The sequence below is a fragment of the Streptomyces sp. V3I7 genome (assembly GCF_030817495.1).
In the GTDB taxonomy this organism is placed as follows: domain Bacteria; phylum Actinomycetota; class Actinomycetes; order Streptomycetales; family Streptomycetaceae; genus Streptomyces.
This window is the reverse complement of the sequence record NZ_JAUSZK010000001.1, coordinates 2,839,603-2,861,503: the sequence shown is the minus strand read 5'-3', so window position 1 is coordinate 2,861,503 and position 21,901 is coordinate 2,839,603. Positions and strand designations below refer to the sequence as shown.

Below are 21,901 nucleotides of genomic sequence, written 5' to 3'. Positions count from 1 at the left end.
GAGTCCCGTGCATGCCCGGTACCGGACGATGTGCGTTCGCCCTCAGTCATGGCTGCGAGGATGGAGGGGTGACTGGAACCCTTGTTTTGGCGGGCACCCCCATCGGCGACATCGCGGACGCGCCGCCCCGGCTCGCCCAGGAGCTGGCGGCCGCCGACGTCGTGGCCGCCGAGGACACGCGCCGGCTGCGCCGGCTGACGCAGGCGCTGGGCGTGACGCCCAAGGGGCGGGTGGTGTCCTACTTCGAGGGCAACGAGTCCGCGCGGACGCCCGAGCTGGTCGAGGAGCTCCTCGGCGGCGCGCGCGTGCTCCTCGTCACCGACGCGGGCATGCCGTCGGTGTCGGACCCCGGGTACCGGCTGGTCGCCGCGGCCGTCGAGAAGGACGTGAAGGTCACCGCGGTCCCCGGCCCGTCCGCCGTGCTCACCGCGCTCGCGCTGTCGGGGCTGCCCGTCGACCGGTTCTGCTTCGAGGGGTTCCTGCCGCGCAAGGCCGGCGAGCGGCTGTCGCGGCTGCGTGAGGTCGCCGAGGAGCGGCGCACCCTCGTCTACTTCGAGGCCCCGCACCGCCTGGACGACACCCTCGCCGCCATGTCCGAGGTCTTCGGCGCCGAGCGGCGCGCCGCCGTGTGCCGTGAGCTGACCAAGACGTACGAGGAGGTACGCCGCGGCCCGCTCGGCGAGCTGGCCGAGTGGGCGGCTGAGGGCGTACGGGGCGAGATCACCGTCGTTGTCGAGGGCGCCCCCGAGCGCGGCCCCGAGGAGCTCGACGCCGAGGAACTCGTGCGCCGGGTCCGGGCGCGCGAGGAGGCCGGGGAGCGGCGCAAGGAGGCCATCGCGGCGGTGGCAGTCGAGGCGGGGATCCCCAAGCGGGAGGTCTTCGACGCCGTCGTCGCGGCGAAGCGCTCCGCGGGTTGAGCGGATCCCACGAGCGCCGTTGGGGCTGGGGCGGTGTGGCGGACCGCGGGTCGTGTGTGGCTGGTGGCGCAGTTCCCCGCGCCCCTTTTTGGGGCGCGGCCCATCGCGCGCCGTGCACGTGCGGGCCTGCGCCCCATCTGCGGGCTCTATTCCCCGCGCCCCTTTGGGCGCGCCTGCATGCGCCCCATGTGGGGGCAAAGGGACGTGGCTGAAGGCAAAGGGCGGGCCGGGCGGCGAGGGCGGTAGGGCAATGGGAGCCCAAATCGGCTCCAACACTCGGCAGGGCTGCTGCGTTCGCTCCCGGTGAGGGCGTCCACTGGTCGGCAGGGGCGTTCATCCGTCCCTCGCCTCTAGGGGAGGAGCAGCCCGGCATGAGTGAGATCGCAGGGCGGACCGGCCTCCGCGCCACCGCGGCAGCCGTCGTCCACGAGTCGTATTCCTTCGCCTGCATGCGCTGCGGGCACGGCTGGGAGCAGTCGTACGAGATAGAGCACCACACCGACACCGACGGCAACGCGTTCGTCCTGTACGTGGCCGACGGCCGGGTCGTGCCGTCGCCGCTGAGCCGGCCCGTGTGCCACAACTGCGACGGGCACGTCCTGCGGATCATGCGGGCGGGGCAGGTCTCGTCGGTGCGCGTCGCGGCGCAGCGGACCGGACCGCCCGCGGCACCGTCGCCCGTACCGGAGTCGCCCGTACCGGAGTCGCCCGCGCCGGAGGCGCCCGCGGCGGCCGGGGAACACCACCACTGGCATCTGTCCGATCTCCTGCATCCCTTCCAGCGCAAGGCGAGCTGACCGGCGCGCCGACCGGCACGGCATGCCCCTTTCGTAGGATCGGGGCATGCCCTCCAACAGCGACAAGGCCGACAAGAACGCGGCGCCGCCGCTCCCGGAGCCCCTCCGGGTGCCGGTGGCCGACTCCCACACCCACCTCGACATGCAGTCCGGCACGGTCGGGGAAGGCCTCGCCAAGGCCGCGTCCGTGGGCGTCACGACGGTCGTCCAGGTCGGCTGCGACATCAAGGGCTCGCAGTGGGCCGCCGATACCGCGGCCGCGTACGACGCCGTCCACGCGACCGTCGCCCTGCACCCCAACGAGGCCCCGCGCATCGTCCACGGCGACCCCGACGGCTGGTCCCGGCAGGGCGCGCGCCAGGCCGGCGGAGACGCCGCGCTGGACGAGGCCCTCGCCGAGATCGACCGGCTGGCCGCACTGCCCCAGGTGAAGGGCGTCGGCGAGACCGGCCTCGACTACTTCCGCACTGGCCCCGAGGGCAAGACGGCCCAGGAACGGTCCTTCCGCGCCCACATCGAGATCGCGAAGCGGCACGGCAAGGCCCTGGTCATCCACGACCGCGACGCCCACGCCGACGTACTGCGCGTGCTGAAGGAGGAGGGCGCCCCCGAGCGCACCGTCTTCCACTGCTACTCCGGCGACGCGGAGATGGCCGAGGTGTGCGCCCGCGAGGGCTACTACATGTCATTCGCCGGGAACATCACGTTCAAGAACGCCCAGAACCTGCGCGACGCCCTCGTGGTGGCCCCGCTGGAGCTGGTCCTGGTGGAGACCGACGCGCCCTTCCTGACCCCGGCGCCGTACCGGGGGCGGCCCAACGCGCCGTACCTGATCCCGGTCACCGTGCGCGCGATGGCCGCCGTCCGCGGGACCGACGAGGATACCCTGGCGACCGCCCTGGGGGCGAACACCGCCCGCGCCTTCGGCTACTGACCCGACCCGACTCGCGTTCGACACCCTCCGTAGTCGCGTCGCTTTGGAGAGTGACGATCGCTCCGCTAGGTTCTGGGGGCCCGATCCGGACCCCGTGCCTTTCTGGAGCGTGTCGGCGTGAGCAAGTCGCAGTACAAGGCGTACGAGAACGGTCTTGAGAACGGTCTTCACGGGCCTTCCGCGGAGACGTTGCCGTTCGGCGACACCTACCGCCCCGCCTACGAGGCGCAGGTGACGCGGGTGCTGCCACGGCAGGCGGAGGCCATGGACGAGCAGGCGCCGCAGCCGGATCAGGCCGGCGCCCGGGGGCGACCCGTACGCCGGCGCAGGCTGCGCTACTCCGGCCGCCCGGAGTCCCCCATGCGCCGTCTGCTGCCGCAGGCGCTCGTCGTCGCCTTCCTGGCGGGCGGCACCACGGCCTTCGTCGCCAAGGACAAGGCGATCGAGCTGAGCGTCGACGGCAGGCCGCGCACGCTGCACACCTTCGCCGACGACGTGACCGAGCTGCTGGCCGAGGAGGGCGTACGGGTCGGCCCGCACGACATGGTCGCGCCCGCGCCGGGCGCCTCGCTGACCAGCGGCGACGAGGTCGCCGTGCGCTACGGACGCCCCATGCGGCTCACGATCGACGGCGAGCGGCGCGAGGTGTGGACGACGGCGCACACGGTGGACGAGGCGCTCCAGCAGCTCGGCGTGCGCGCGGAGGGCGCGTACATGTCGGTCTCGCGCTCCCGGCCCATCGGACGCACCGGCCTCGCCCTGGACATGCGCACGGAACGGGCCGTCACGGTCATGGCGGACGGCCGTGCCCGCGTCATCCGTACCAACGCAGCGACCGTCCGTGAGGCGGTGGAGGAGGCCGGGATCACGCTGCGCGGCGAGGACACCACCTCCGTGCCGCCCGGCAGCTTCCCGCGCGATGGGCAGACGGTGACCGTCCTGCGGGTCACCGGCAGGCGCGAGGTCCAGGAGGAGCAGATCCCGTTCGCGGTACGGCGCTCCCCCGACCCCTCGCTGTTCACGGGCACGGAGGTCGTGGAGCAGGCCGGCCGGCCCGGGGTGCGGCGGGTCACCTACCTCGTCCGCACAGTCAACGGCGTCCGCCAGAAGCCGCGCCGCGAGCGGGCCGAGGTGGTGCGCGAGCCGCGCCCGCAGGTGGTGAAGGTGGGCACGAAGCCGCGGCCGGCCTCGGTGGACGGCGCCGACGGCCTGAACTGGACGGGCCTCGCGGCCTGCGAGTCCGGCGGCCGCCCCGACGCGGTCGACCCCTCGGGCACGTACGGCGGCCTCTACCAGTTCGACACGCAGACCTGGCAGGCGCTCGGCGGCAAGGGCCGCCCCCAGGACGCCCCCGCCGCCGAGCAGACTTACCGGGCCAAGAAGCTCTACATCCGCCGGGGTTCCACCCCCTGGCCCCACTGCGGCGCGCGCCTGCACTCATAGCGCAGGGCGCGTGGACCGCCAGGGGCGCCGCCCCGCGCGCACCGCGGCCGGCGTGCCTCCTCAAGCCGTGCCGGGCTGCGCGCCCCCCGCTCGGACGCTGTTCCCGGCACCCGGAAACCCCACCACCCGACTACGGCACCGCCCACGTGGCACTCGCGCCGACGACACCCCCGTACCCTTGTGCCGTGAGCAGCCCCACCCCCGACGCCCTTCTGGGCCCCGCCGACATCCGCGAGCTGGCGGCAGCCCTCGGCGTGCGCCCCACCAAGCAGCGCGGCCAGAACTTCGTCATCGACGCGAACACCGTCCGCCGGATCGTCCGCACCGCCGACGTCCGCCCCGACGACGTGGTCGTCGAGGTCGGCCCGGGGCTCGGCTCCCTCACCCTGGCGCTGCTGGAGGTCGCCGACCGCGTCACCGTCGTCGAGATCGACGACGTCCTCGCCGCCGCCCTCCCCGCGACGATCGCCGCCCGGATGCCCGAGCGCGCCGACCGCTTCGCGCTCGTCCACTCCGACGCGATGCACGTGCGCGAGCTGCCCGGCCCGCCGCCCACCGCCCTGGTCGCGAACCTGCCGTACAACGTGGCCGTCCCCGTCCTGCTGCACATGCTCGACACCTTCCCGAGTATCGAGCGGACGCTGGTGATGGTGCAGTCCGAGGTCGCCGACCGGCTCGCCGCCGGTCCCGGCAACAAGGTCTACGGCGTGCCCTCGGTGAAGGCCAACTGGTACGCCGAGGTGAAGCGGGCCGGTGCCATCGGCCGCAACGTCTTCTGGCCCGCCCCGAACGTGGACAGCGGGCTCGTCTCCCTCGTCCGCCGGACCGAGCCGATCAACACGACCGCCTCGAAGGAGGAGGTCTTCGCGGTGGTCGACGCGGCGTTCGCGCAGCGCCGCAAGACCCTGCGGGCGGCGCTCGCCGGCTGGGCGGGCTCCGCCGCGGCCGCCGAGGCCGCGCTGGTCGCCGCCGGGATCTCGCCGCAGGCGCGCGGCGAGGCGCTGACGGTCGAGGAGTTCGCCCGGATCGCGGAACACAAGGAGACCGCCAAGTGAGCGTGACGGTACGCGTCCCGGCCAAGGTCAACGTCCAGCTCGCCGTGGGCGCCGCCCGCCCCGACGGGTTCCACGACCTGGCCAACGTCTTCCTCGCGGTCGGCCTGTACGACGAGGTCACCGTCACCCCCGCCGGTGAACTCCGCGTCACCTGCGAGGGCCCGGACGCCGCCCAGGTCCCCCTGGACCGCACCAACCTCGCCGCCCGCGCCGCGATCGCCCTCGCGGAGCGCCGGGGCATCGAGCCGGACGTGCACATCCACATCGCCAAGGACATCCCGGTCGCCGGCGGCATGGCGGGCGGCAGCGCGGACGGCGCGGGCGCGCTGCTCGCGTGCGACGCGCTGTGGGGTACGGACGCCTCCCGCGACGAACTGCTCGACATCTGCGCCGAGTTGGGCAGCGACGTGCCGTTCAGCCTGGTCGGCGGGGCGGCCCTCGGCACCGGCCGCGGCGAGAAGCTGACGGCCCTGGAGGTCGGCGGCACCTTCCACTGGGTGTTCGCGATGGCCGAGCGCGGGCTGTCGACCCCGGCGGTCTTCCGCGAGTTCGACCGGCTGGCCGAGGGGCGGGAGATCCCGGAGCCGGTGGCCTCCGCCGACATCATGACCGCCCTCGCGAAGGGCGACCCGGACGCGCTGGCCGCGACCGTCACCAACGACCTCCAGCCGGCCGCGCTGTCCCTGTTCCCGGAGCTGGCCGCCACGCTTGCCGCCGGCTGCGAGGCCGGCGCGCTGACCGCGCTGGTCTCCGGGTCGGGTCCGACTACGGCGTTCCTCACGCGCGATGCCGAGTCGGCGGGGAAGGTGGCGGAGGCGCTACGGGTGTCGGGTACGTGCCGCTCGGTTCGGACGGCGGCGGGGCCGGTGCCGGGGGCGACGGTCGTCTGAGGCGGTCAGCGCTGACCGATGGCGGTCAGGTCGAAGTCGATCGGGTAGGGCTTGTCGGCCTTGAGGTGGTTCCGGTGCAGTCCCATGTGCACGTAGGACCTGGTGAGCGGGTCGAGCTCATAGATATGGACCAGTGGGCCGCCGCTGGTTCCGTCCTGCTCGACACGCCAGAAGTTCGGGATCCCTGCGGCGGCGTACTTCTGCGGTTTGGTCGTACGGTCGCGGGACCCCGACTCGGGGGAGACGACCTCTACTGCGAGTAGGACGTCCTCAGCCTGAAACCGGGTCTGGTCCAGTCCGGTGACCGCATCGGCTCGGACCACGCAGGCATCGGGTTCGGGGCCGTTGCGGTCGTCGAGGACGACGGTCATCTCCCGTTCGACGCTGAACTCGGGGGGGAGAGCCTCGCGCAATCCGTCGAACAACAGGTTGATCGCGAGGTAGTGGAAGCGGCGCTGCGGACTCACGAAAACGAGGCTCCCGTCGATCAGCTCGGTGTGCGGCGGGAGATCAGGCAGCGTGAACAGATCGTCCACGGTATAGCCGTCCAGCGGCGGCACCGGCCAGTGGTGGCCGTGCTCTACGGACTCGGCGGTCATGGTTCCTCCCATGGACGGGATCCTGCTGCCTGCCCTCCACGGTAGCGGCCGCATCCCGACGACGTCATCACAAAGAGTGACCGTTACCTCGCGCTCCGCCCCCACCCCTGCAGGCCCTACGCTTGAAGGCTGATCCACCCCCGCGCACAGGAGTGAAATGGCCGTCAACCTGGTCAATGTCGAGAACGTCAGCAAGGTGTACGGCACCCGTGCCCTGCTGGACGGCGTCTCGCTCGGCGTGTCGGAAGGGGACCGGATCGGGGTCGTCGGACGCAACGGCGACGGCAAGACCACCCTCATCCGGATGCTCGCCAAGCTGGAGGAGGCGGACACCGGACGCGTCACACACTCCGGCGGGCTACGGCTCGGCGTGCTCACGCAGCACGACTCCCTCGACCCGGCCGCGACCGTGCGGCACGAGGTCATCGGCGACATGGCCGACCACGAGTGGGCGGGCAACGCCAAGGTCAGGGACGTACTGACCGGACTGTTCGGCGGCCTCGACCTGCCCGGCTTCCCCAAGGGTCTCGACACCGTCATCGGCCCGCTGTCCGGTGGCGAGCGGCGCCGTATCGCGCTGGCCAAGCTGCTCATCGAGGAGCAGGACCTGATCGTCCTCGACGAGCCCACCAACCACCTCGACGTCGAGGGCATCTCCTGGCTGGCCCGGCACCTGCGCGAGCGCCGCTCGGCCCTCGTCTGCGTCACCCACGACCGGTGGTTCCTCGACCAGGTCTGCACCCGCATGTGGGACGTCCAGCGCGGCGACGTCTACGAGTACGAGGGCGGCTACTCCGACTACGTCTTCGCGCGCGCGGAGCGTGAGCGCATCGCCGCCACCGAGGAGGCCAAGCGGCAGAACCTGGTCCGCAAGGAGCTGGCGTGGCTGCGCCGCGGTGCCCCGGCCCGTACGTCCAAGCCGCGCTTCCGCGTCGAGGCCGCCAACGAGCTGATCAAGGACGTACCGCCGCCCCGGGACAGCAGCGAGCTGATGAAGTTCGCCTCCTCCCGGCTCGGCAAGACGGTCTTCGACCTGGAGAACGTCAGTGTGACGGCAGGCCCCAAGGAGCTGCTGAAGCACGTCACTTGGCAGCTCGGCCCCGGCGACCGCATCGGCCTCGTCGGTGTGAACGGCGCGGGCAAGACCTCCCTGCTGCGGGCGATGGCCGACGCGGCGCGGACCGAGGGCGAGGCGCAGCCGGCGGGCGGGCGGATCGCCGTCGGCAAGACGGTCAAGCTCGCCTACCTCTCGCAGGAGGTCGGCGAACTCGACCCCCACCTGCGGGTCCTGCAGGCCGTGCAGCAGGTGCGTGACCGGGTCGACCTCGGCAAGGGCCGCGAGATGACCGCGGGCCAGCTGTGCGAGACGTTCGGCTTCAACAAGGAGAAGCAGTGGACGCCGGTCGGTGACCTGTCCGGTGGTGAGCGCCGCCGCCTGCAGCTCCTGCGCCTGCTGATGGACGAGCCCAACGTCCTCTTCCTCGACGAGCCCACCAACGACCTCGACATCGAGACCCTCAACCAGCTCGAGGACGTTCTCGACGGCTGGCCCGGCTCGATGATCGTGATCTCCCACGACCGGTTCTTCGTCGAGCGCACCACCGACCGCGTCTTCGCCCTCCTCGGCGACCAGACCCTGCGGATGCTGCCGCGCGGCATCGACGAGTACCTGGAGCGCCGTCAGCGCATGGAGGAGGCGGTGGCGGCCGCGGTGGCTCCCAAGCCTGCGACTTCGGAGAAGAGCGCCGCCGACCAGCGAGCAGCCAAGAAGGAACTCCAGAAGATCGAGCGCCAGTTGGACAAGATCTCCGAGAAGGAGTCCAAGCTGCACGCTCAAATCGCCGAGAACGCCACGGACTTCGGCAAGGTGGCCGAACTCGATGCCCAGCTCCGGGACTTGGCGGGCGAGCGCGAGGAACTGGAAATGCACTGGCTGGAGTTGGCCGAGGACGCGTAAGCGGTCCCCTTGGTGGCGAATGCCGGAAATTCCGTCGATCCGGGGCAGTTCTCATCAGTAGGGGCGGCGCGACGTCGAACAAGCGTGTAGCTTCCCGGGGCAAGAAGGACAGGGGGCCGGGGGAGGGTCCTCTGTCCATGCCGACCAGTGGGGATCCATAGTGTGGGCATCCATTGGGGGGACTGGGGGGTTGCTCTATGGGAGTGCGGCTGATGGTGGTCGACGACCACCGCCTGCTGGCCGAGGCGCTGGCCTCGGCACTGAAGCTGCGCGGGCACCGGGTGCTCGCCGCGGCGGCGCCGTCCGCGGGGGCGGCGGATCTGGTGATCGCCCGCGCGCCGGAGGTGTGCCTGCTGGGTACGGCGGCACCGGCCGAGCCGGGTGCCTTCGACCCGGTGGTGAAGATCAAGCGGGAGCGTCCGCAGGTCGCGGTGCTGGTCCTGGGCCCGGTCCCGTCCCCGCGCGGCATCGCGGCCGCCTTCGCCGCCGGCGCGTCGGGGTACGTACGGCATGACGAGCGCATAGAGGGCGTCGAGCGGGCGATCACGAAGGCACGGGCGGGCGAGTCGGCGGTGGCCCCGACCCTGCTGCAAGGAGCCTTCAGCGAACTCCTCAACCCCGCGGCCCAGCCCGACGACGAGGCCCAGCGCCTGCTCCAGGTCCTCACCCCGAGGGAGGTCGAGGTCCTGGTCCGCGTAGCCGACGGCGAGGACACCCGCGTCATCGCCTCCGGCATGGGCATCGCCCCGTCGACGGCGCGCACGCATGTCCAGCGGGTGCTGATGAAGCTGGGGGTGGGGTCGCGTCTGGAGGCGGCGGCCTTGGCTGCGCGGACGGGGTTGCTGGACCGGGCGGGGCCCCTCCCTGACTGACGTTGGCGATTCAGCTGCCGAGGGCGCCGGAGCGTATGCCTGCGAGCAGTTGGGCGACGGCGGAGGGGGTGGTGGTGAGGCGAGTGTCCGGGATGTCGCTCTCGCGGAGGTGGAGGGTGGTGGGGGTGGCTGCGACTTCAACGCAGGTGCTGCCCTCGCTGCCGTCGGAGAAGGAGGCCCGATGGTCAGCTCGTCGCATGAGGCGATGCATCAGGGAGATTTGGAGGGACCTGATGGCTCCGGTGAAGTACTTCTTCCAGAACCCGGTCGCGGATCAGCTGAGGGATGAGGGGCGCCTTGAAGAGCGTGCCGAGGTGACCCTGAGGATCCTGGAGCTGCGCGGCGTCGAGGTGCCGGATTCCGTCCGGCTCCGGGTCGAGGGGTGCTCCGACCTGGAGCAGCTCAAGGCCTGGTCGGAGCGCGCGGTCCATGTGGGGTCCGCCGAGGAACTGTTCAGCGAAGAGTGACGCGTGGAGGGGCCCGATGGCTCGGGTGAACTACTTCTTCCGGAACCCGGTCGCGGATCAGCTGAGGGATGAGGGGCGCGCAGAGGGGCGCACCGTGGGGCGCATCGAGGGGCGCATCGAAGATCGCATCGAGATGACGCTGGAGATCCTGGAGTCCCGCGGGCTTCAAGTTCCCGACTGGGTCCGGCTCCGAGTCGAGTCGTGCGCCGACCTGGACCAGCTCAAGGTTTGGTCGGAGTGTGCCGTCCTCGTGGTTCGCGCCGAGGACCTGTTCAGCGACGAGTGATTCGGCGGGCCGCAGTCCCCGGAGGGAACCGCGGCCCCGCTCGCGGCGCCGTCAGTCCGACGGAGGCCGTTCATCGCCCATCCCCGCCTCGGTCGGCGGAGCCACCGGCCGCAGCCGCAGCCACACCAGGAAGAACACCCCCAGCAGCAGCATGCCGATCCCGGTCCACAGGTTGATGTTGATGCCCTCGGCCTTGTCGATGGCAGCCTGGCCGTCGGTCAGGCCGGTGATCGTGACGATGACGCCGTACAGGACGAAGAGGCCGCCGATGATGCGGCGCAGGTCGAAGATGCGGGCGGCCGTCGCGGACTTCTGTTCCAGCTCGGTGACTTCCCGCTGGACGTCCTCTTCGGAGAAGTGGTCAGACATGGTCTCTCAATCCTCCCGCGGTCAGAGCGAGAACGAGAACGGGATGTAGCAGGCGGCCGCGATGATCACAGCGCCCCAGCCCAGCAGGGCCGGCTTGCGGTACCAGGCGTCGTCGCCGGCGGCGGGGGGTTCGGCCATGCCGGGGGAGCGGGTGCCGTAGACCAGGCCCGCCAGTTCCTCGGCCGGCTTCGGCTTGGTGAAGAGCGACACCGCGACCATGACGACCGCGCCCGCGACGAAGCCCGCGATCGCCGAGACGAAGTTGGCGCCCTGGTCGGTGGGGATGGCGATGATGCCGCGCTTGTAGAGGACGAAGTAGTTGACCATCGCCGTCACGGTGCCGGCCAGCAGGCCCCAGAAGCCGGACGCCGCCGAGGCGCGCTTCCAGAACATGCCGACGATGAAGACCACGAACATCGGCACGTTGAAGAAGGAGAACAGCGTCTGGAGGTAGGCCATGATGTTCGAGAACGAGGACGCGAGGAACGCCGTCCCGATCGAGGCCATCACGCCGATCGCGGTGATGAGGCGGCCGAAGCGCACGTAGTACGCGTCCTCGCGCCCCCTGACCACGTACTTGGCCCAGATGTCGCTGGTGAACACCGTGTTGAAGGACGACACGTTGGCCGCCATGCCGGCCATGAAGGCGGCGAGCAGACCCGTCACCGCGATGCCCAGCACGCCGTTGGGCAGCAGCTCCTGCATGAGGTACGGGATGGCGTCGTTGTACTGCAGGCCGGACGCCGGCGTGCCGAACTTCGGGACCAGGGCCGCGGCCACCAGACCCGGGATCATCACCAGGAAGACGATGAAGATCTTCGGGTACGCGGCGATCAGCGGCGTGCGCTGCGCGGCGGAGAGGTTCTTCGCGGACAGCGCGCGCTGCACCTCGGCGAAGTTGGTCGTCCAGTAGCCGAAGGACAGGACGAAGCCGAGGCCCAGGACGATGGTCAGCCAGTTCGCGCCGAGCGGGTTGGCCTCACCGATGCCGGTGCCGCCCCAGGCGGTGACGAAGTCCGGCCCGTGGGACTTGGTGAGGGTGGCCGTCAGACCGTCCCAGCCGCCCGCCTTCTTCAGGCCGAGCACGACGAGCGGGATGAGCGCCGCCAGGATCACGAAGAACTGGAGCACCTCGTTGTAGATCGCCGAGGACAGGCCGCCCAGCGTGATGTACGCCAGCACGAAGAAGCCGGCGACCACGATCGCCACCCACTGCGGCCAGCCCAGCAGCGCCTCCACGACGATCGCGAGGGCGTAGAGGTTCACCCCGGAGATCAGGATCGCGGCGAACGCGAAGAGGGCCGAACTGAGCAGGTGCGCCGCCTTGTTGAAGCGCAGCAGCAGGAACTCGGGGACCGAGCGGACCTTGCTGCCGTAGTAGAACGGCATCATCACCAGGCCGAGGAAGACCATGGCGGGGATGGCGCCGATCCAGTACCAGTGGACCGTGTAGGCGCCGTACTGCGCGCTGTTGGCGGCCATGCCCAGGATCTCGGTGGCCGCCAGGTTCGCGGAGATGAAGGCCAGGCCGGTGATCCAGGCGGGCAGGGAGCGCCCGGAGAGGAAGAAGTCGAGGCTGGTCTTCACCGAACGGCGGGCGGCGAAGCCGATGCCGAGGACCACGACGAAGTAGATCGCCATGATCGCGTAGTCCAGCCCGTTGGTGGGGAGCCGTAGCCCCGCCGCCAGATATGTGGCGTCATGTGTGGGGGTCTGCATGTCGAGTACTCGCTTCGTCGCGCGAACTGATCCAGGAGCGGAACCTACGCCTGCCGGTTGAGTTGTTGAACACTTCTGTTGATGTTCTTTGTTTGATTGTGATCGACCGGGCGCTGGTGAGTTGTGTTTTGGTATGTTGAGTTCTGTTTGAAGGTTCGATGGCTCGACCGCTGAGTCTGGGGAGTCAGACGTGAAGAAGACCTCGACCCGGCTGGCCGACGGGCGTGAACTCATCTACTACGACCTGCGCGACGACACCGTGCGCGACGCGGCGGACCGGCGCCCGCTGGAGCCGACCGTCACCAGCTCGGAGATCCGGCACGACCCGCTGCTCGGCGACTCGGTCGCGGTCGCCTCCCACCGGCAGGGCCGCACCTATCTGCCGCCCGCCGACCAGTGCCCGCTGTGCCCCTCCGACGGCGAGCGCCTCAGCGAGATCCCCGACTCCTCGTACGACGTCGTGGTGTTCGAGAACCGCTTCCCCTCGCTGGCCGGCGACTCCGGCCGCTGCGAGGTCGTCTGCTTCACCTCCGACCACGACGCCTCCTTCGCCGGCCTCACCGAGCAGCAGGCCGGCCTCGTCCTGGACGCCTGGACCGACCGGACGGCCGAACTGCTCCAACTCCCCTCCGTCAAGCAGGTGTTCTGCTTCGAGAACCGCGGTGAGGAGATCGGCGTCACGCTCGGCCATCCGCACGGCCAGATCTACGGCTACCCGTTCATCACCCCGCGCACCGCCGCGATGCTCCGCTCGCTGGCCGCCCACAAGGAACAGACCGGCGGCGAGAACCTCTTCGACACCGTCCTGGAGCGCGAACTCGCCGGTGAGCGGGTCGTCCTTGAGGGTGAACACTGGGTGGCCTTCGTCCCGTACGCCGCGCACTGGCCGTACGAGGTCCACCTGTACCCCAGGCGCCGCGTCCCCGATCTGCTCGCCCTCGACGAGGCGGCGCGCACGGAGTTCCCCCGGGTATACCTGGAACTCCTGAGGCGCTTCGACCGGATCTTCGGCGAGGGTGAGCCTCCGACGCCGTACATCGCGGCCTGGCACCAGGCCCCGTTCGGCGCGCTGGAGGGGTTCGAGGGGGTCAGCCGCGACGACTTCGCGCTGCACCTCGAGCTTTTCACCATCCGCCGCACTTCCGGCAAGCTGAAGTTTCTCGCGGGTTCCGAATCCGGCATGAACGTGTTCATCAACGATGTGCCGCCGGAGCGCGCGGCCGAGCGACTGCGAGAGGTAGCGAGTTCATGAAGTACCTGGTGACCGGTGGCGCCGGTTACGTCGGCAGCGTGGTGGCCCAGCATCTGCTGGAGGCGGGACACGCGGTCACCGTCCTCGACAACCTCTCCACCGGCTTCCGCGCGGGCGTCCCCGCCGGTGCCGACTTCGTCGAGGGTGACATCCGCGACGCCGCCAAGTGGCTCGACCCCAGTTACGACGGCGTCCTGCACTTCGCCGCATTCTCCCAGGTCGGCGAGTCCGTCGTGAAGCCGGAGAAGTACTGGGAGAACAACGTCGGCGGCACCATGGCGCTGCTGCGCGCCATGCGCGACGCGGGCGTCCGCACGCTGGTCTTCTCCTCCACGGCGGCCACGTACGGCGAGCCGGAGCAGGTCCCGATCCCCGAGACCGCCCCGACCAGGCCCACCAACCCCTACGGCGCCTCCAAGCTCGCCGTCGACCACATGATCACCGGCGAGGCGGCCGCCCACGGCCTGGGCGCCGTGTCGCTGCGCTACTTCAACGTGGCCGGGGCGTACGGCGCCTGCGGCGAGCGGCACGACCCCGAGTCGCACCTCATCCCGCTGGTCCTCCAGGTCGCCCAGGGCCGCCGCGACGCGATCTCCGTCTACGGCGACGACTACCCGACCCCGGACGGCACCTGCGTCCGCGACTACATCCACGTCGCCGACCTCGCCGAGGCCCATCTGCTCGCCCTCACGGCCGCACGGCCCGGCGAGCACCTGATCTGCAACCTCGGCAACGGCAACGGCTTCTCCGTGCGCGAGGTCATCGAGACCGTCCGTCAGGTCACCGGCCGCCCGATCCCCGAGGTCACGGCCCCGCGCCGGGGCGGCGACCCGGCCGTCCTGGTCGCCTCGGCCGACGCCGCCCGTGAGCGCCTCGGCTGGCGGCCCTCCCGGCCCGACCTGGCCGGTATCGTCGCCGACGCGTGGGAGTTCGCGCAGGAGATCGCAGAGGAGCGGTAGTGGGGGAACAGCGGGCGCGGGACGTACGGGCGGGCTTCACCGAGCTGTACGGGAGCGAACCGGAGGGCGTCTGGTCGGCGCCGGGCCGGGTCAACCTGATCGGTGAACACACCGACTACAACGACGGCTTCGTGATGCCCTTCGCGCTGCCGCACCGGACGCTGGCGGCCGTCTCGCGCCGCGCCGACGGCGTCCTGCGCCTGCACTCGGCGGACGTCGAGGGCCCGGTCGCGGAGCTCGCCCTGAGCGACCTCGCCCCCGGGACCGACCGCGCCTGGACCGCGTACCCGGCGGGCGTCGTCTGGGCGCTGCGCGAGGCGGGCCACCCGGTCACCGGCGCCGACATCCACCTGGCCTCGACGGTCCCGGCCGGCGCGGGCCTGTCGTCTTCGGCGGCGCTGGAGGTCGTGGTCGCCCTCGCGCTGAACGACCTGTACGAACTGGGCCTGCAGCGCTGGCAGTTGGCCCGCCTGTGCCAGCGCGCCGAGAACGTCTACGTCGGCGCGCCGACCGGCATCATGGACCAGACCGCGTCGGCCTGCTGCGAGGAGGGCCACGCGCTGTTCCTCGACACCCGCGACCTGTCCCAGCGGCAGATCCCCTTCGACCTCGCCGCCGAGGGCCTGCGCCTGCTGGTCGTCGACACCCGCGTCCAGCACGCCCACAGCGACGGCGAGTACGGCAAGCGGCGCGCCGGCTGCGAGAAGGGCGCGGCCCTGCTCGGCCTCGACGCCCTGCGCGACGTCGCGTACGACGGGCTCGACGAGGCCCTGGAGCGGCTGGGCAACGACCAGGAGGTGCGCCGGCTGGTGCGCCACGTGGTCACCGAGGACGAGCGGGTGGAGCGGACGGTCGCCCTGCTGGAGTCCGGCGACCCACGCGCCATCGGGCCGGTCCTGACCGAGGGCCACGTCTCGCTCCGCGACGACTTCCGCATCTCCTGCCCCGAGCTGGACCTGGTGGTGCAGGCGGCGCTGGGGGCGGGCGCGTTGGGCGCCCGGATGACCGGCGGCGGCTTCGGCGGCTCGGCGATCGTCCTCGCGGAGGCGACCGACACCGACGCGATCACCAAGGCGGTCGAGGAGGCCTTCGCGGCTGCCGGGTTCGCGGCGCCGCGGGTGTTCGAGGCGGTGCCCGCGGCGGGGGCGCGCCGCGTGGAGTGAGCAGCGGGGCGGCTCCTGCGGTCTTTTCCGTGCGGCTCCTGCGGTGTTTCCCGTGCGGCTCCTGCGGTGTTTCCCGTGCGGCTCCCGCGGTGTTTCCCGCGCGGCTCCCGCGGCCCTTCACGCGCGGCCCCGCCGTCCTTCCCGTGCGGCTCCCGCGGTCTTTCCCGCGCGGCTCCCGCGGTCCTTCGCCCGCCCCCGCTCCTGTGGTAAGTGACGTGATGTCACATCCTGGACAAAGGGGACTGCTCTGCCATGCGTATCGATCTGACGGGCCGCACCGCCCTGGTGACCGGCTCGACCCAGGGCATCGGCGCGGCGATCGCCGAGGGCCTCGCCCGCGCCGGTGCCCGCGTGGCGGTCAACGGCCGGGACGAGGGGCGGGTGGCCGAGAGCGTCGCGCGGCTGGCCGCCGCGGTGCCCGGAGCCCACCTGGCCGGGGTGGCCGCCGACGTGTCGACCGAGGAGGGCGCGGCCCGGCTGCTGCGGGAGCTGCCGCAGGCCGACATCCTCGTCAACAATCTCGGCATCTTCGGCAGCGCCGACCCACTGGAGATCACCGACGACGAGTGGCGGCGCTACTTCGAGGTCAACGTCCTGGCCGCGGTGCGGCTGACCCGGCTGTACCTGCCGGGCATGACCGAGCGCGGCTGGGGCCGGGTGCTGTACATCGCCAGCGACTCGGCGATCGTCATCCCGGCGGAGATGATCCACTACGGCATGTCGAAGACCTCCCTGCTCGCGGTCAGCCGCGGATTCGCCAAGAAGGCGGCGGGCACCGGCGTCACGGTGAACTCCGTCATCGCCGGGCCCACCCACACCGCCGGCATCGAGGACTTCGTGTACGAACTCGTCGACCGCGAGCTGCCCTGGGACGAGGCGCAACGCGCCTTCATGCGCGAGTACCGGCCGCAGTCCCTGCTGCAACGGCTGATCGAACCGGAGGAGATCGCCAACATGGTCGTCTACCTCTCCTCGGACCAGGCCTCGGCCACCACCGGCGGCGCCCTGCGCGTGGACGGCGGCTACGTCGACGCGATCCTGCCGTGACCTCGACCGCCCGGCGCGCGGCTCACGCCAGCTTCTTCGTGAGCGTGAACTCCGTGACGCCCGGCGGGAAGTCGGGGACCACGCCCACCACCTCGTAGCCCCGCTTGCGATAGAAGTCCGGCGCCTGGAAGTCCCACGTCTCCACGCGGGCGGCGCGGCAGGCGCGGTCCTCGCGGGCGGCGCGCTCGGCCTCCGCGAGCAGCCGGGAGCCCAGGCCCGTACCCCGGTGGACGGCGTCGACCCAGAGGTACGTCACCTGGAGCCAGGTGCTCCAGGTGTGCCCCACCAGGCCGCCGGCCAGCTCGTCGGCGCCGGTCATCGCCCAGATGTGGAGCGGGAGTTGGCGTTCGGCGGTGGTGCCGCGCAGGGCCGCGAGGACGGGGGACGCGGCCGTGTTGGTCTCCCGCAGCCGGGAGTGGAGAAGATCGCGCCGCGCCTTGTCGACTTCCGCCTCGATACGAAACATGCGGCACACCATAGGCGCGCTGGACGGACAGTTCTGCAAATCGCCTTCCGCTCCACGCCCGCGTCCGTACTCTGAGGAACAGCGCCGGTGGGGGCCGGTGCTGATCAGGGGGCGAGACAAGTCGGGTACGGCACCCGCGGTGGGGGTAACAGTCTTCGCACGGCGGCGGCCGTGCGGTCTCCGTCATCGGCGGGTGCCGTACCCGCGCCGGTCGGCGTTTCTCAGAGCCAGTTGAACCAGTTGAACCAGTGGGGGTTTCATGGTTCGCATCCGAGTCCTGGTCGTCGACGACCACCGCATCTTCGCCGAGTCGCTCGCCGCCGCCCTGGCCGCCGAGCCCGATGTCGAGGTGTCCGCCGCCGGCAGCGGTCCGGCGGCGCTGCGCTGTCTGGAGCGGGCGGCCACCGAGGGCCGCCGCTTCGACGTCCTGCTCGTCGACGCCGATCTGGGCGGGGGCCGGCTGCCCGGTGCGCGGTCGGCGGCGCCGGTGCCGGAGGCCGCCGCGGAGGGGCCCGTCGACGGGATCTCGCTGGTCGGCGGTGTGCGGTCGGCCCAGCCCGGCGTACGGACCGTCGTACTCGCCGAGCGGGACGAGCCGCGGCGAGCCGCCCTCGCGCTCCAGGCCGGGGCCTCGGGGTGGGTCGCCAAGGACTGCTCGCTGTCCCGGCTGCTCACGGTCGTACGGGGCGTGCTGCGCGACGAGACGCATCTCCCGCCCGCCCTGCTCACCGGCGTGCTGCGCGAGCTGACCGCCGCCCGCAAGCACCGCACCGAGAGCGAACGGCTCGTGGAGTCGCTGACCCCGCGCGAGCGCGAGGTGCTCCGCTGCATGGTGGCCGGCCTCGGCCGCAAGGCGGTCGCCGAGCGCCTGTTCCTCTCCCCGCACACGGTCCGCACCCACATGCAGAACGTCCTCGGCAAACTGGGCGTCCACTCCACGCTCGCGGCGGTCGCTCTCGCGCGCCGGGCCGGAGTGGGACCCGCCGACCTATCCGGGGATGTTGTCGAACGGGGCGGTCAGCTGGCGTAGGAGATTGGCGAGTTCGTAGCGTTGGGCGCTGGTGAGTTCGACGAGGATCGCGCGCTCCTGGTCCAGCAGGCCGGCCAGAGCCTGGTCGGCGCGGTCGCGGCCCTCGTCCGTCAGCCGGACCAGTACGCCGCGGCGGTCGCTGGGGTCGGGCAGCCGCTCCACCAGGCCCTTCTTCGCCAGGCGGTCGATACGGTTGGTCATCGTTCCCGAGGTGACCAGGGTCTGCGTGAGCAGCTGTCCCGGGGAGAGCTGGTACGGGGTTCCGGCGCGCCGGAGCGCGGTCAGGACGTCGAACTCCCAGGGCTCCAGCTGGTGCTCGGCGAAGGCCAGCCGACGCGCCCGGTCCAGGTGCCGGGCCAGCCTGCTCACCCGGCTGAGCACCTCGAGCGGTTCCACGTCGAGGTCCGGGCGCTCCCGGCGCCATGCAGCCACCAGCCGATCGACCTCGTCCTCCATGCGATCAGTGTAGTGGTTGTGTCGATGTGAAGTCTCTTGACGTCAAGTGTCTTGACGTCGAGAGAAGTGGGGGGAAGGCTAGGGGCATGACCAAGCCCACCTGGGACCCGGCCCAGTACCTGCGTCACGCCGGCCACCGCGCCCGCCCCTTCACGGACCTTCTCGCTCGCGTCCCCGCGCTGCCCGGCGACCCGCCCCGCATCGCCGACCTCGGCTGCGGCCCCGGCAACGTCACCGCCGTCCTCGCCGACCGCTGGCCCACGGCCCGCATCACGGGGTACGACAACTCGACCGCGATGCTGGACAAGGCCCAGGAGTACGCCGGTCCCACCTCCGGCGGAGGCCGCCTCGACTTCGCCCATGCGGACGCCGCCGACTGGGTGCCCGACGAGTCGTACGACCTGATCGTGTCCAACGCCGCGCTCCAGTGGGTCGAGGGCCACCTCGACGCCTTCGCGCCCTGGCTGGACGGCCTCGCGCCCGGCGGCACCTTCGCCTTCCAGGTCCCCGACAACATCGACGCGCCCCTGCACGCCCTGATGCGCGACCTCGCGGGCAGCCCCCGCTGGAAGGGCCGGCTCGGCCACCTGCTGCGCCGCCCGCACTCGGTGCACAGCCCCGCCGTCTACCTCGACCGTCTCGCGCGCCTCGGCTGCGAGCCGGACGTCTGGCAGACGACGTACTTCCACGTCCTCCAGGGCGAGGACCCCGTCCTCGACTGGGTCAAGGGGACGGGGCTGAGGCCTGTCCTGACCGCCCTGGCCGACGACCCCGAGGCCCGCGACGCGTTCATCGCGGAATACCGGGACCTGCTGCGCCAGGCCTACCCGAGCGCGTCGTACGGCACGGTCCTGCCGTTCCGCCGCCTGTTCGCGGTGGCGGTGAAGGGGGTGTGACGAGTCAGGGGGTGCGGCCCAGGTGGGTGACCAAGATGCGGATCACGTCGTCGTCGATTCGGTACAGCACGCGGTATCTGCCGACTCGAAGGCGCCGAGCCTCCGGCCCGTAGGCTGTGGAGTTGGCGGGACGCGGCGATTCGACCAGTGTGTCGACGGCTTCGTAGACAGCCGCAAGGCCTGATGGGTCGTCCTTGAGGAAGCGGAGGGCCGCATCCGTGGCGCCGGGCTCCCAGACAATGCGGTGGGTCACGGGCGCAACCCCAGCATGCGTCCAACCTCTTCGTGGGGGATGCCCTCTCCAAGGGTGCCCTCGGCCTTGCGCCGCTCGTAGTCGGCCAGCGCCAAGGCGTCTTCGAGGTCCTCTATCACCTGAGGAGATACCAAGAGCGCGGCCACGTGACCGTGGTCGGTGAGCGCGATGGTCTCGCGGCTGTGGGCTGCGCGGCGGACCAGGTCGCCGAGCTGGGAACGGGCAGCGCTGATCGCAATCTCAGTCATGTCGGAATGATGCCACAAGATTAACCTTTTGGGCTCTTGGTTCACCCCTTCGAGTGGTCGATCAGCTCTTCCGGTGCCCTATCAGCCGAGGCTTCTGCTCCAGCCCGTCCAGGCCGTGCCATGCCAGATTCACCAGGTGGGCGGCCACTTCCGCCTTCTTCGGGCGGCGTACGTCCAGCCACCACTGGCCGGTGAGGGCGACCATGCCGACCAGGGCCTGGGCGTACAGGGGGGCCAGCTTGGGGTCGAAGCCGCGGCTCTTGAACTCGCGGCCGAGGATGTCCTCCACCTGCGTGGCGATGTCCGAGATGAGCGAGGCGAAGGAGCCCGTGGACTGCGGGATGGGGGAGTCGCGGACCAGGATGCGGAAGCCGTCCGTGTACTCCTCGATGTAGTCGAGGAGCGCGAAGGCGGCCTGCTCGCACAGTTCGCGGGGGTGACCCGCGGTGAGGCTGCCGGTCACCATGTCCAGCAGGCACCGCATCTCGCGGTCCACCACCACCGCGTACAGCCCCTCCTTGCCGCCGAAGTGCTCGTACACCACCGGCTTGGACACCCCGGCCTTCGCCGCGATCTCCTCCACCGACGTCCCCTCGAAGCCCTTCGCCGCGAAGAGCGTGCGACCGATCTCCAGCAACTGCTGACGGCGCTCGGCGCCGGTCATCCGGGTGCGGCGGGCACGCCGCGGCTTGTCGTTGCTGGGGGTGCTGGAGTCGGTCGCCACGCCGTCAATCATGCCGCCTTCGCCGAGTCCGCCCCCTGCCGGGAGCCTTCTTCCGCGGTGTTGCGGCGGGAATCGATACGCGAGCGTGACGGCCAGCGCACGTCGTACGCCCACCCCAGCCGCTCGAACCAGCGGATGATCCGCGCGGAGGAGTCCAGCTGCCACCGCTCCACACCGTGCCGTGCCGAGGTCGGGTCGGCGTGGTGCAGGTTGTGCCAGGACTCACCGCACGACAGGACCGCCAGCCACCACACGTTCCCCGAACGGTCACGCGACTTGAACGGCCGCTTGCCGACCGCGTGGCAGATCGAGTTGATCGACCACGTCACGTGATGCAGCAGGGCCACCCGCACGAGCGAGCCCCAGAAGAACCCGGTGAACGCGCCCCACCAGGACATGGTCACCAGACCGCCGATCAGCGCGGGCAGCAGCAGCGAGACGACCGTCCACAGCGCGAACTGGCGGGAGACCGCCCGGATCGCCCCGTCCTTGATCAGATCCGGCGCGTACTTCTCCTGCGGCGTCTGCTCCTCGTCGAACATCCATGCGATGTGCGCCCACCACAGGCCCTTCATCAGCGCCGGGACCGTCTCCCCGAACCGCCACGGCGAGTGCGGGTCGCCCTCCGCGTCGGAGAACCGGTGATGCCGGCGGTGGTCCGCCACCCAGCGCACCAGCGGTCCCTCCACCGCCATCGACCCCATGACCGCCAGCGCGATCCGCAGGGGCCGCTTGGCCTTGAAGGAACCGTGCGTGAAGTAGCGGTGGAAACCGATGGTGATGCCGTGGCAGCCCAGGTAGTAGAAGAAGACCAGCAGACCGAGGTCCAGCCAGCTCACCCCCCAGCCCCACGCCAGCGGCACCGCGGCCAGCAGCGCGAGGAACGGCACGATGATGAAGACCAGCAGCGCGATCTGCTCGATCGAACGCTTCTGCTCTCCGCCCAGCGTCGCGGACGCGGGCGTGGTGCCGGTCGCCTCCGGGGCGTCGTCGATCACATCGGATCTCGTGCTCATGGGCGTTCCCTGTGGGGTTTCGAGGGTCGAGACGGATGCCGGGCCGCCGGAACCCCGTCGGGAACTGGAACAACAATTCCCTACGG

At 71.2% G+C, this 21,901-nt stretch carries 26 protein-coding genes; 16 read left to right on the top strand and 10 right to left on the bottom strand.

The window, feature by feature from the left end; genetic code table 11:
* Window positions 1-68: 68 nt before the first annotated feature.
* The 6 genes from rsmI to QFZ74_RS13165 all read left to right on the top strand — a co-directional run bounded on the left by rsmI (window position 69) and on the right by QFZ74_RS13165 (window position 6,036).
* On the top strand, window positions 69-917 hold the full coding sequence (gene rsmI, locus QFZ74_RS13190) for a 16S rRNA (cytidine(1402)-2'-O)-methyltransferase (RefSeq protein WP_307621013.1): 849 nt from the start codon (window positions 69-71) through the stop codon (window positions 915-917).
* A gap of 371 nt (window positions 918-1,288) precedes the next feature.
* Window positions 1,289-1,714, top strand: a complete 426-nt coding sequence (locus QFZ74_RS13185) for a hypothetical protein (protein WP_307621012.1) — start codon at window positions 1,289-1,291, stop codon at window positions 1,712-1,714.
* A 46-nt stretch (window positions 1,715-1,760) separates the two neighbouring features.
* Window positions 1,761-2,648, top strand: coding sequence for a TatD family hydrolase (locus QFZ74_RS13180; protein ID WP_307621011.1), 888 nt, complete (start codon window positions 1,761-1,763; stop codon window positions 2,646-2,648).
* A gap of 117 nt (window positions 2,649-2,765) precedes the next feature.
* Window positions 2,766-4,091, top strand: coding sequence for a resuscitation-promoting factor (locus QFZ74_RS13175; protein WP_307621010.1), 1,326 nt, complete (start codon window positions 2,766-2,768; stop codon window positions 4,089-4,091).
* Window positions 4,092-4,276: 185 nt separating this feature from the next.
* Window positions 4,277-5,146, top strand: a complete 870-nt coding sequence (gene rsmA / locus QFZ74_RS13170) for a 16S rRNA (adenine(1518)-N(6)/adenine(1519)-N(6))-dimethyltransferase RsmA (RefSeq protein ID WP_307621009.1) — start codon at window positions 4,277-4,279, stop codon at window positions 5,144-5,146.
* Complete coding sequence (locus tag QFZ74_RS13165) at window positions 5,143-6,036, top strand: 4-(cytidine 5'-diphospho)-2-C-methyl-D-erythritol kinase (protein ID WP_307621008.1); 894 nt, start codon at window positions 5,143-5,145, stop codon at window positions 6,034-6,036. Before rsmA ends, QFZ74_RS13165 begins: the two co-directional genes overlap by 4 nt.
* 5 nt (window positions 6,037-6,041) lie before the next feature.
* On the opposite strand, the gene QFZ74_RS13160 is transcribed toward QFZ74_RS13165, so the two are convergent.
* Window positions 6,042-6,647 (bottom strand): Uma2 family endonuclease, encoded by a 606-nt coding sequence (locus tag QFZ74_RS13160; protein ID WP_307621007.1) that lies wholly within the window; start codon window positions 6,645-6,647, stop codon window positions 6,042-6,044.
* Between the two features lie 145 nt (window positions 6,648-6,792).
* Here QFZ74_RS13160 and QFZ74_RS13155 point away from each other — a divergent pair, with 145 nt between their 5' ends.
* Together QFZ74_RS13155 and QFZ74_RS13150 are read left to right on the top strand one after the other, a co-directional pair.
* Window positions 6,793-8,592, top strand: coding sequence for an ABC-F family ATP-binding cassette domain-containing protein (locus QFZ74_RS13155; protein ID WP_307621006.1), 1,800 nt, complete (start codon window positions 6,793-6,795; stop codon window positions 8,590-8,592).
* Window positions 8,593-8,789: 197 nt separating this feature from the next.
* Window positions 8,790-9,464 carry a response regulator transcription factor gene (locus QFZ74_RS13150; RefSeq protein WP_307621005.1) on the top strand — a complete coding sequence of 225 codons (675 nt, stop codon included), beginning with the start codon at window positions 8,790-8,792 and terminating at the stop codon, window positions 9,462-9,464.
* 10 nt (window positions 9,465-9,474) lie between these two features.
* Here the strand turns inward: QFZ74_RS13150 and QFZ74_RS13145 are convergent, their stop codons facing one another.
* Window positions 9,475-9,663 carry a DUF397 domain-containing protein gene (locus QFZ74_RS13145; RefSeq protein ID WP_307621004.1) on the bottom strand — a complete coding sequence of 63 codons (189 nt, stop codon included), beginning with the start codon at window positions 9,661-9,663 and terminating at the stop codon, window positions 9,475-9,477.
* Between the two features lie 34 nt (window positions 9,664-9,697).
* Here QFZ74_RS13145 and QFZ74_RS13140 point away from each other — a divergent pair, with 34 nt between their 5' ends.
* Window positions 9,698-9,931, top strand: a complete 234-nt coding sequence (locus QFZ74_RS13140; RefSeq protein ID WP_307621003.1) for a hypothetical protein — start codon at window positions 9,698-9,700, stop codon at window positions 9,929-9,931.
* A 16-nt stretch (window positions 9,932-9,947) separates the two neighbouring features.
* Complete coding sequence (locus QFZ74_RS13135) at window positions 9,948-10,217, top strand: hypothetical protein (protein ID WP_307621002.1); 270 nt, start codon at window positions 9,948-9,950, stop codon at window positions 10,215-10,217.
* Window positions 10,218-10,268: 51 nt separating this feature from the next.
* Here QFZ74_RS13135 and QFZ74_RS13130 read toward each other — a convergent pair whose 3' ends face one another.
* Together QFZ74_RS13130 and QFZ74_RS13125 are read right to left on the bottom strand one after the other, a co-directional pair.
* A complete protein-coding gene (locus tag QFZ74_RS13130) occupies window positions 10,269-10,586 on the bottom strand; it encodes a hypothetical protein (RefSeq protein WP_307621001.1) in 318 nt (105 codons plus the stop codon).
* Between the two features lie 21 nt (window positions 10,587-10,607).
* Window positions 10,608-12,305, bottom strand: coding sequence for a sodium:solute symporter family protein (locus QFZ74_RS13125; protein WP_307621000.1), 1,698 nt, complete (start codon window positions 12,303-12,305; stop codon window positions 10,608-10,610).
* 190 nt (window positions 12,306-12,495) lie between these two features.
* Here QFZ74_RS13125 and galT point away from each other — a divergent pair, with 190 nt between their 5' ends.
* The 4 genes from galT (at window position 12,496) to QFZ74_RS13105 (ending at window position 16,726) form a co-directional block, all read left to right on the top strand.
* Window positions 12,496-13,557: a galactose-1-phosphate uridylyltransferase gene (gene galT / locus QFZ74_RS13120; RefSeq protein ID WP_307620999.1), complete on the top strand. Its 1,062-nt coding sequence runs from the start codon at window positions 12,496-12,498 to the stop codon at window positions 13,555-13,557.
* The gene (galE, locus tag QFZ74_RS13115) at window positions 13,554-14,516 is read left to right on the top strand and encodes a UDP-glucose 4-epimerase GalE (protein WP_307620998.1); all 963 of its coding nucleotides are present in this window, start codon (window positions 13,554-13,556) and stop codon (window positions 14,514-14,516) included. Before galT ends, galE begins: the two co-directional genes overlap by 4 nt.
* Window positions 14,516-15,679, top strand: coding sequence for a galactokinase (gene galK, locus QFZ74_RS13110; protein ID WP_307620997.1), 1,164 nt, complete (start codon window positions 14,516-14,518; stop codon window positions 15,677-15,679). The genes galE and galK overlap by 1 nt, the downstream gene beginning before the upstream one ends.
* 252 nt (window positions 15,680-15,931) lie before the next feature.
* Window positions 15,932-16,726, top strand: a complete 795-nt coding sequence (locus QFZ74_RS13105) for an SDR family NAD(P)-dependent oxidoreductase (RefSeq protein ID WP_307620996.1) — start codon at window positions 15,932-15,934, stop codon at window positions 16,724-16,726.
* A 22-nt stretch (window positions 16,727-16,748) separates the two neighbouring features.
* On the opposite strand, the gene QFZ74_RS13100 is transcribed toward QFZ74_RS13105, so the two are convergent.
* Complete coding sequence (locus QFZ74_RS13100) at window positions 16,749-17,204, bottom strand: N-acetyltransferase (protein ID WP_307620995.1); 456 nt, start codon at window positions 17,202-17,204, stop codon at window positions 16,749-16,751.
* A 247-nt stretch (window positions 17,205-17,451) separates the two neighbouring features.
* On the opposite strand from QFZ74_RS13100, the gene QFZ74_RS13095 reads away from it, so the two are divergent.
* Complete coding sequence (locus QFZ74_RS13095) at window positions 17,452-18,222, top strand: response regulator transcription factor (protein ID WP_307620994.1); 771 nt, start codon at window positions 17,452-17,454, stop codon at window positions 18,220-18,222.
* On the opposite strand, the gene tamR is transcribed toward QFZ74_RS13095, so the two are convergent.
* Window positions 18,181-18,678: a MarR family transcriptional regulator TamR gene (tamR, locus tag QFZ74_RS13090; protein WP_307620993.1), complete on the bottom strand. Its 498-nt coding sequence runs from the start codon at window positions 18,676-18,678 to the stop codon at window positions 18,181-18,183. The two genes, QFZ74_RS13095 and tamR, sit on opposite strands and share 42 nt — an antisense overlap.
* An 86-nt stretch (window positions 18,679-18,764) precedes the next feature.
* Between tamR and QFZ74_RS13085 the strand changes: the two genes are divergently transcribed.
* Window positions 18,765-19,574, top strand: coding sequence for a trans-aconitate 2-methyltransferase (locus tag QFZ74_RS13085; protein ID WP_307620992.1), 810 nt, complete (start codon window positions 18,765-18,767; stop codon window positions 19,572-19,574).
* A gap of 4 nt (window positions 19,575-19,578) precedes the next feature.
* Here QFZ74_RS13085 and QFZ74_RS13080 read toward each other — a convergent pair whose 3' ends face one another.
* The 4 genes from QFZ74_RS13080 to QFZ74_RS13065 form a co-directional block, all read right to left on the bottom strand.
* Window positions 19,579-19,827, bottom strand: a complete 249-nt coding sequence (locus tag QFZ74_RS13080; protein ID WP_307620991.1) for a type II toxin-antitoxin system RelE/ParE family toxin — start codon at window positions 19,825-19,827, stop codon at window positions 19,579-19,581.
* Window positions 19,824-20,075 carry a type II toxin-antitoxin system Phd/YefM family antitoxin gene (locus QFZ74_RS13075; RefSeq protein WP_307620990.1) on the bottom strand — a complete coding sequence of 84 codons (252 nt, stop codon included), beginning with the start codon at window positions 20,073-20,075 and terminating at the stop codon, window positions 19,824-19,826. Before QFZ74_RS13075 ends, QFZ74_RS13080 begins: the two co-directional genes overlap by 4 nt.
* Before the next feature lie 61 nt (window positions 20,076-20,136).
* Window positions 20,137-20,811 carry a TetR/AcrR family transcriptional regulator gene (locus tag QFZ74_RS13070; protein ID WP_307620989.1) on the bottom strand — a complete coding sequence of 225 codons (675 nt, stop codon included), beginning with the start codon at window positions 20,809-20,811 and terminating at the stop codon, window positions 20,137-20,139.
* Window positions 20,808-21,815 (bottom strand): fatty acid desaturase, encoded by a 1,008-nt coding sequence (locus QFZ74_RS13065; RefSeq protein ID WP_307620988.1) that lies wholly within the window; start codon window positions 21,813-21,815, stop codon window positions 20,808-20,810. The genes QFZ74_RS13070 and QFZ74_RS13065 overlap by 4 nt, the downstream gene beginning before the upstream one ends.
* Window positions 21,816-21,901 lie beyond the last annotated feature (86 nt).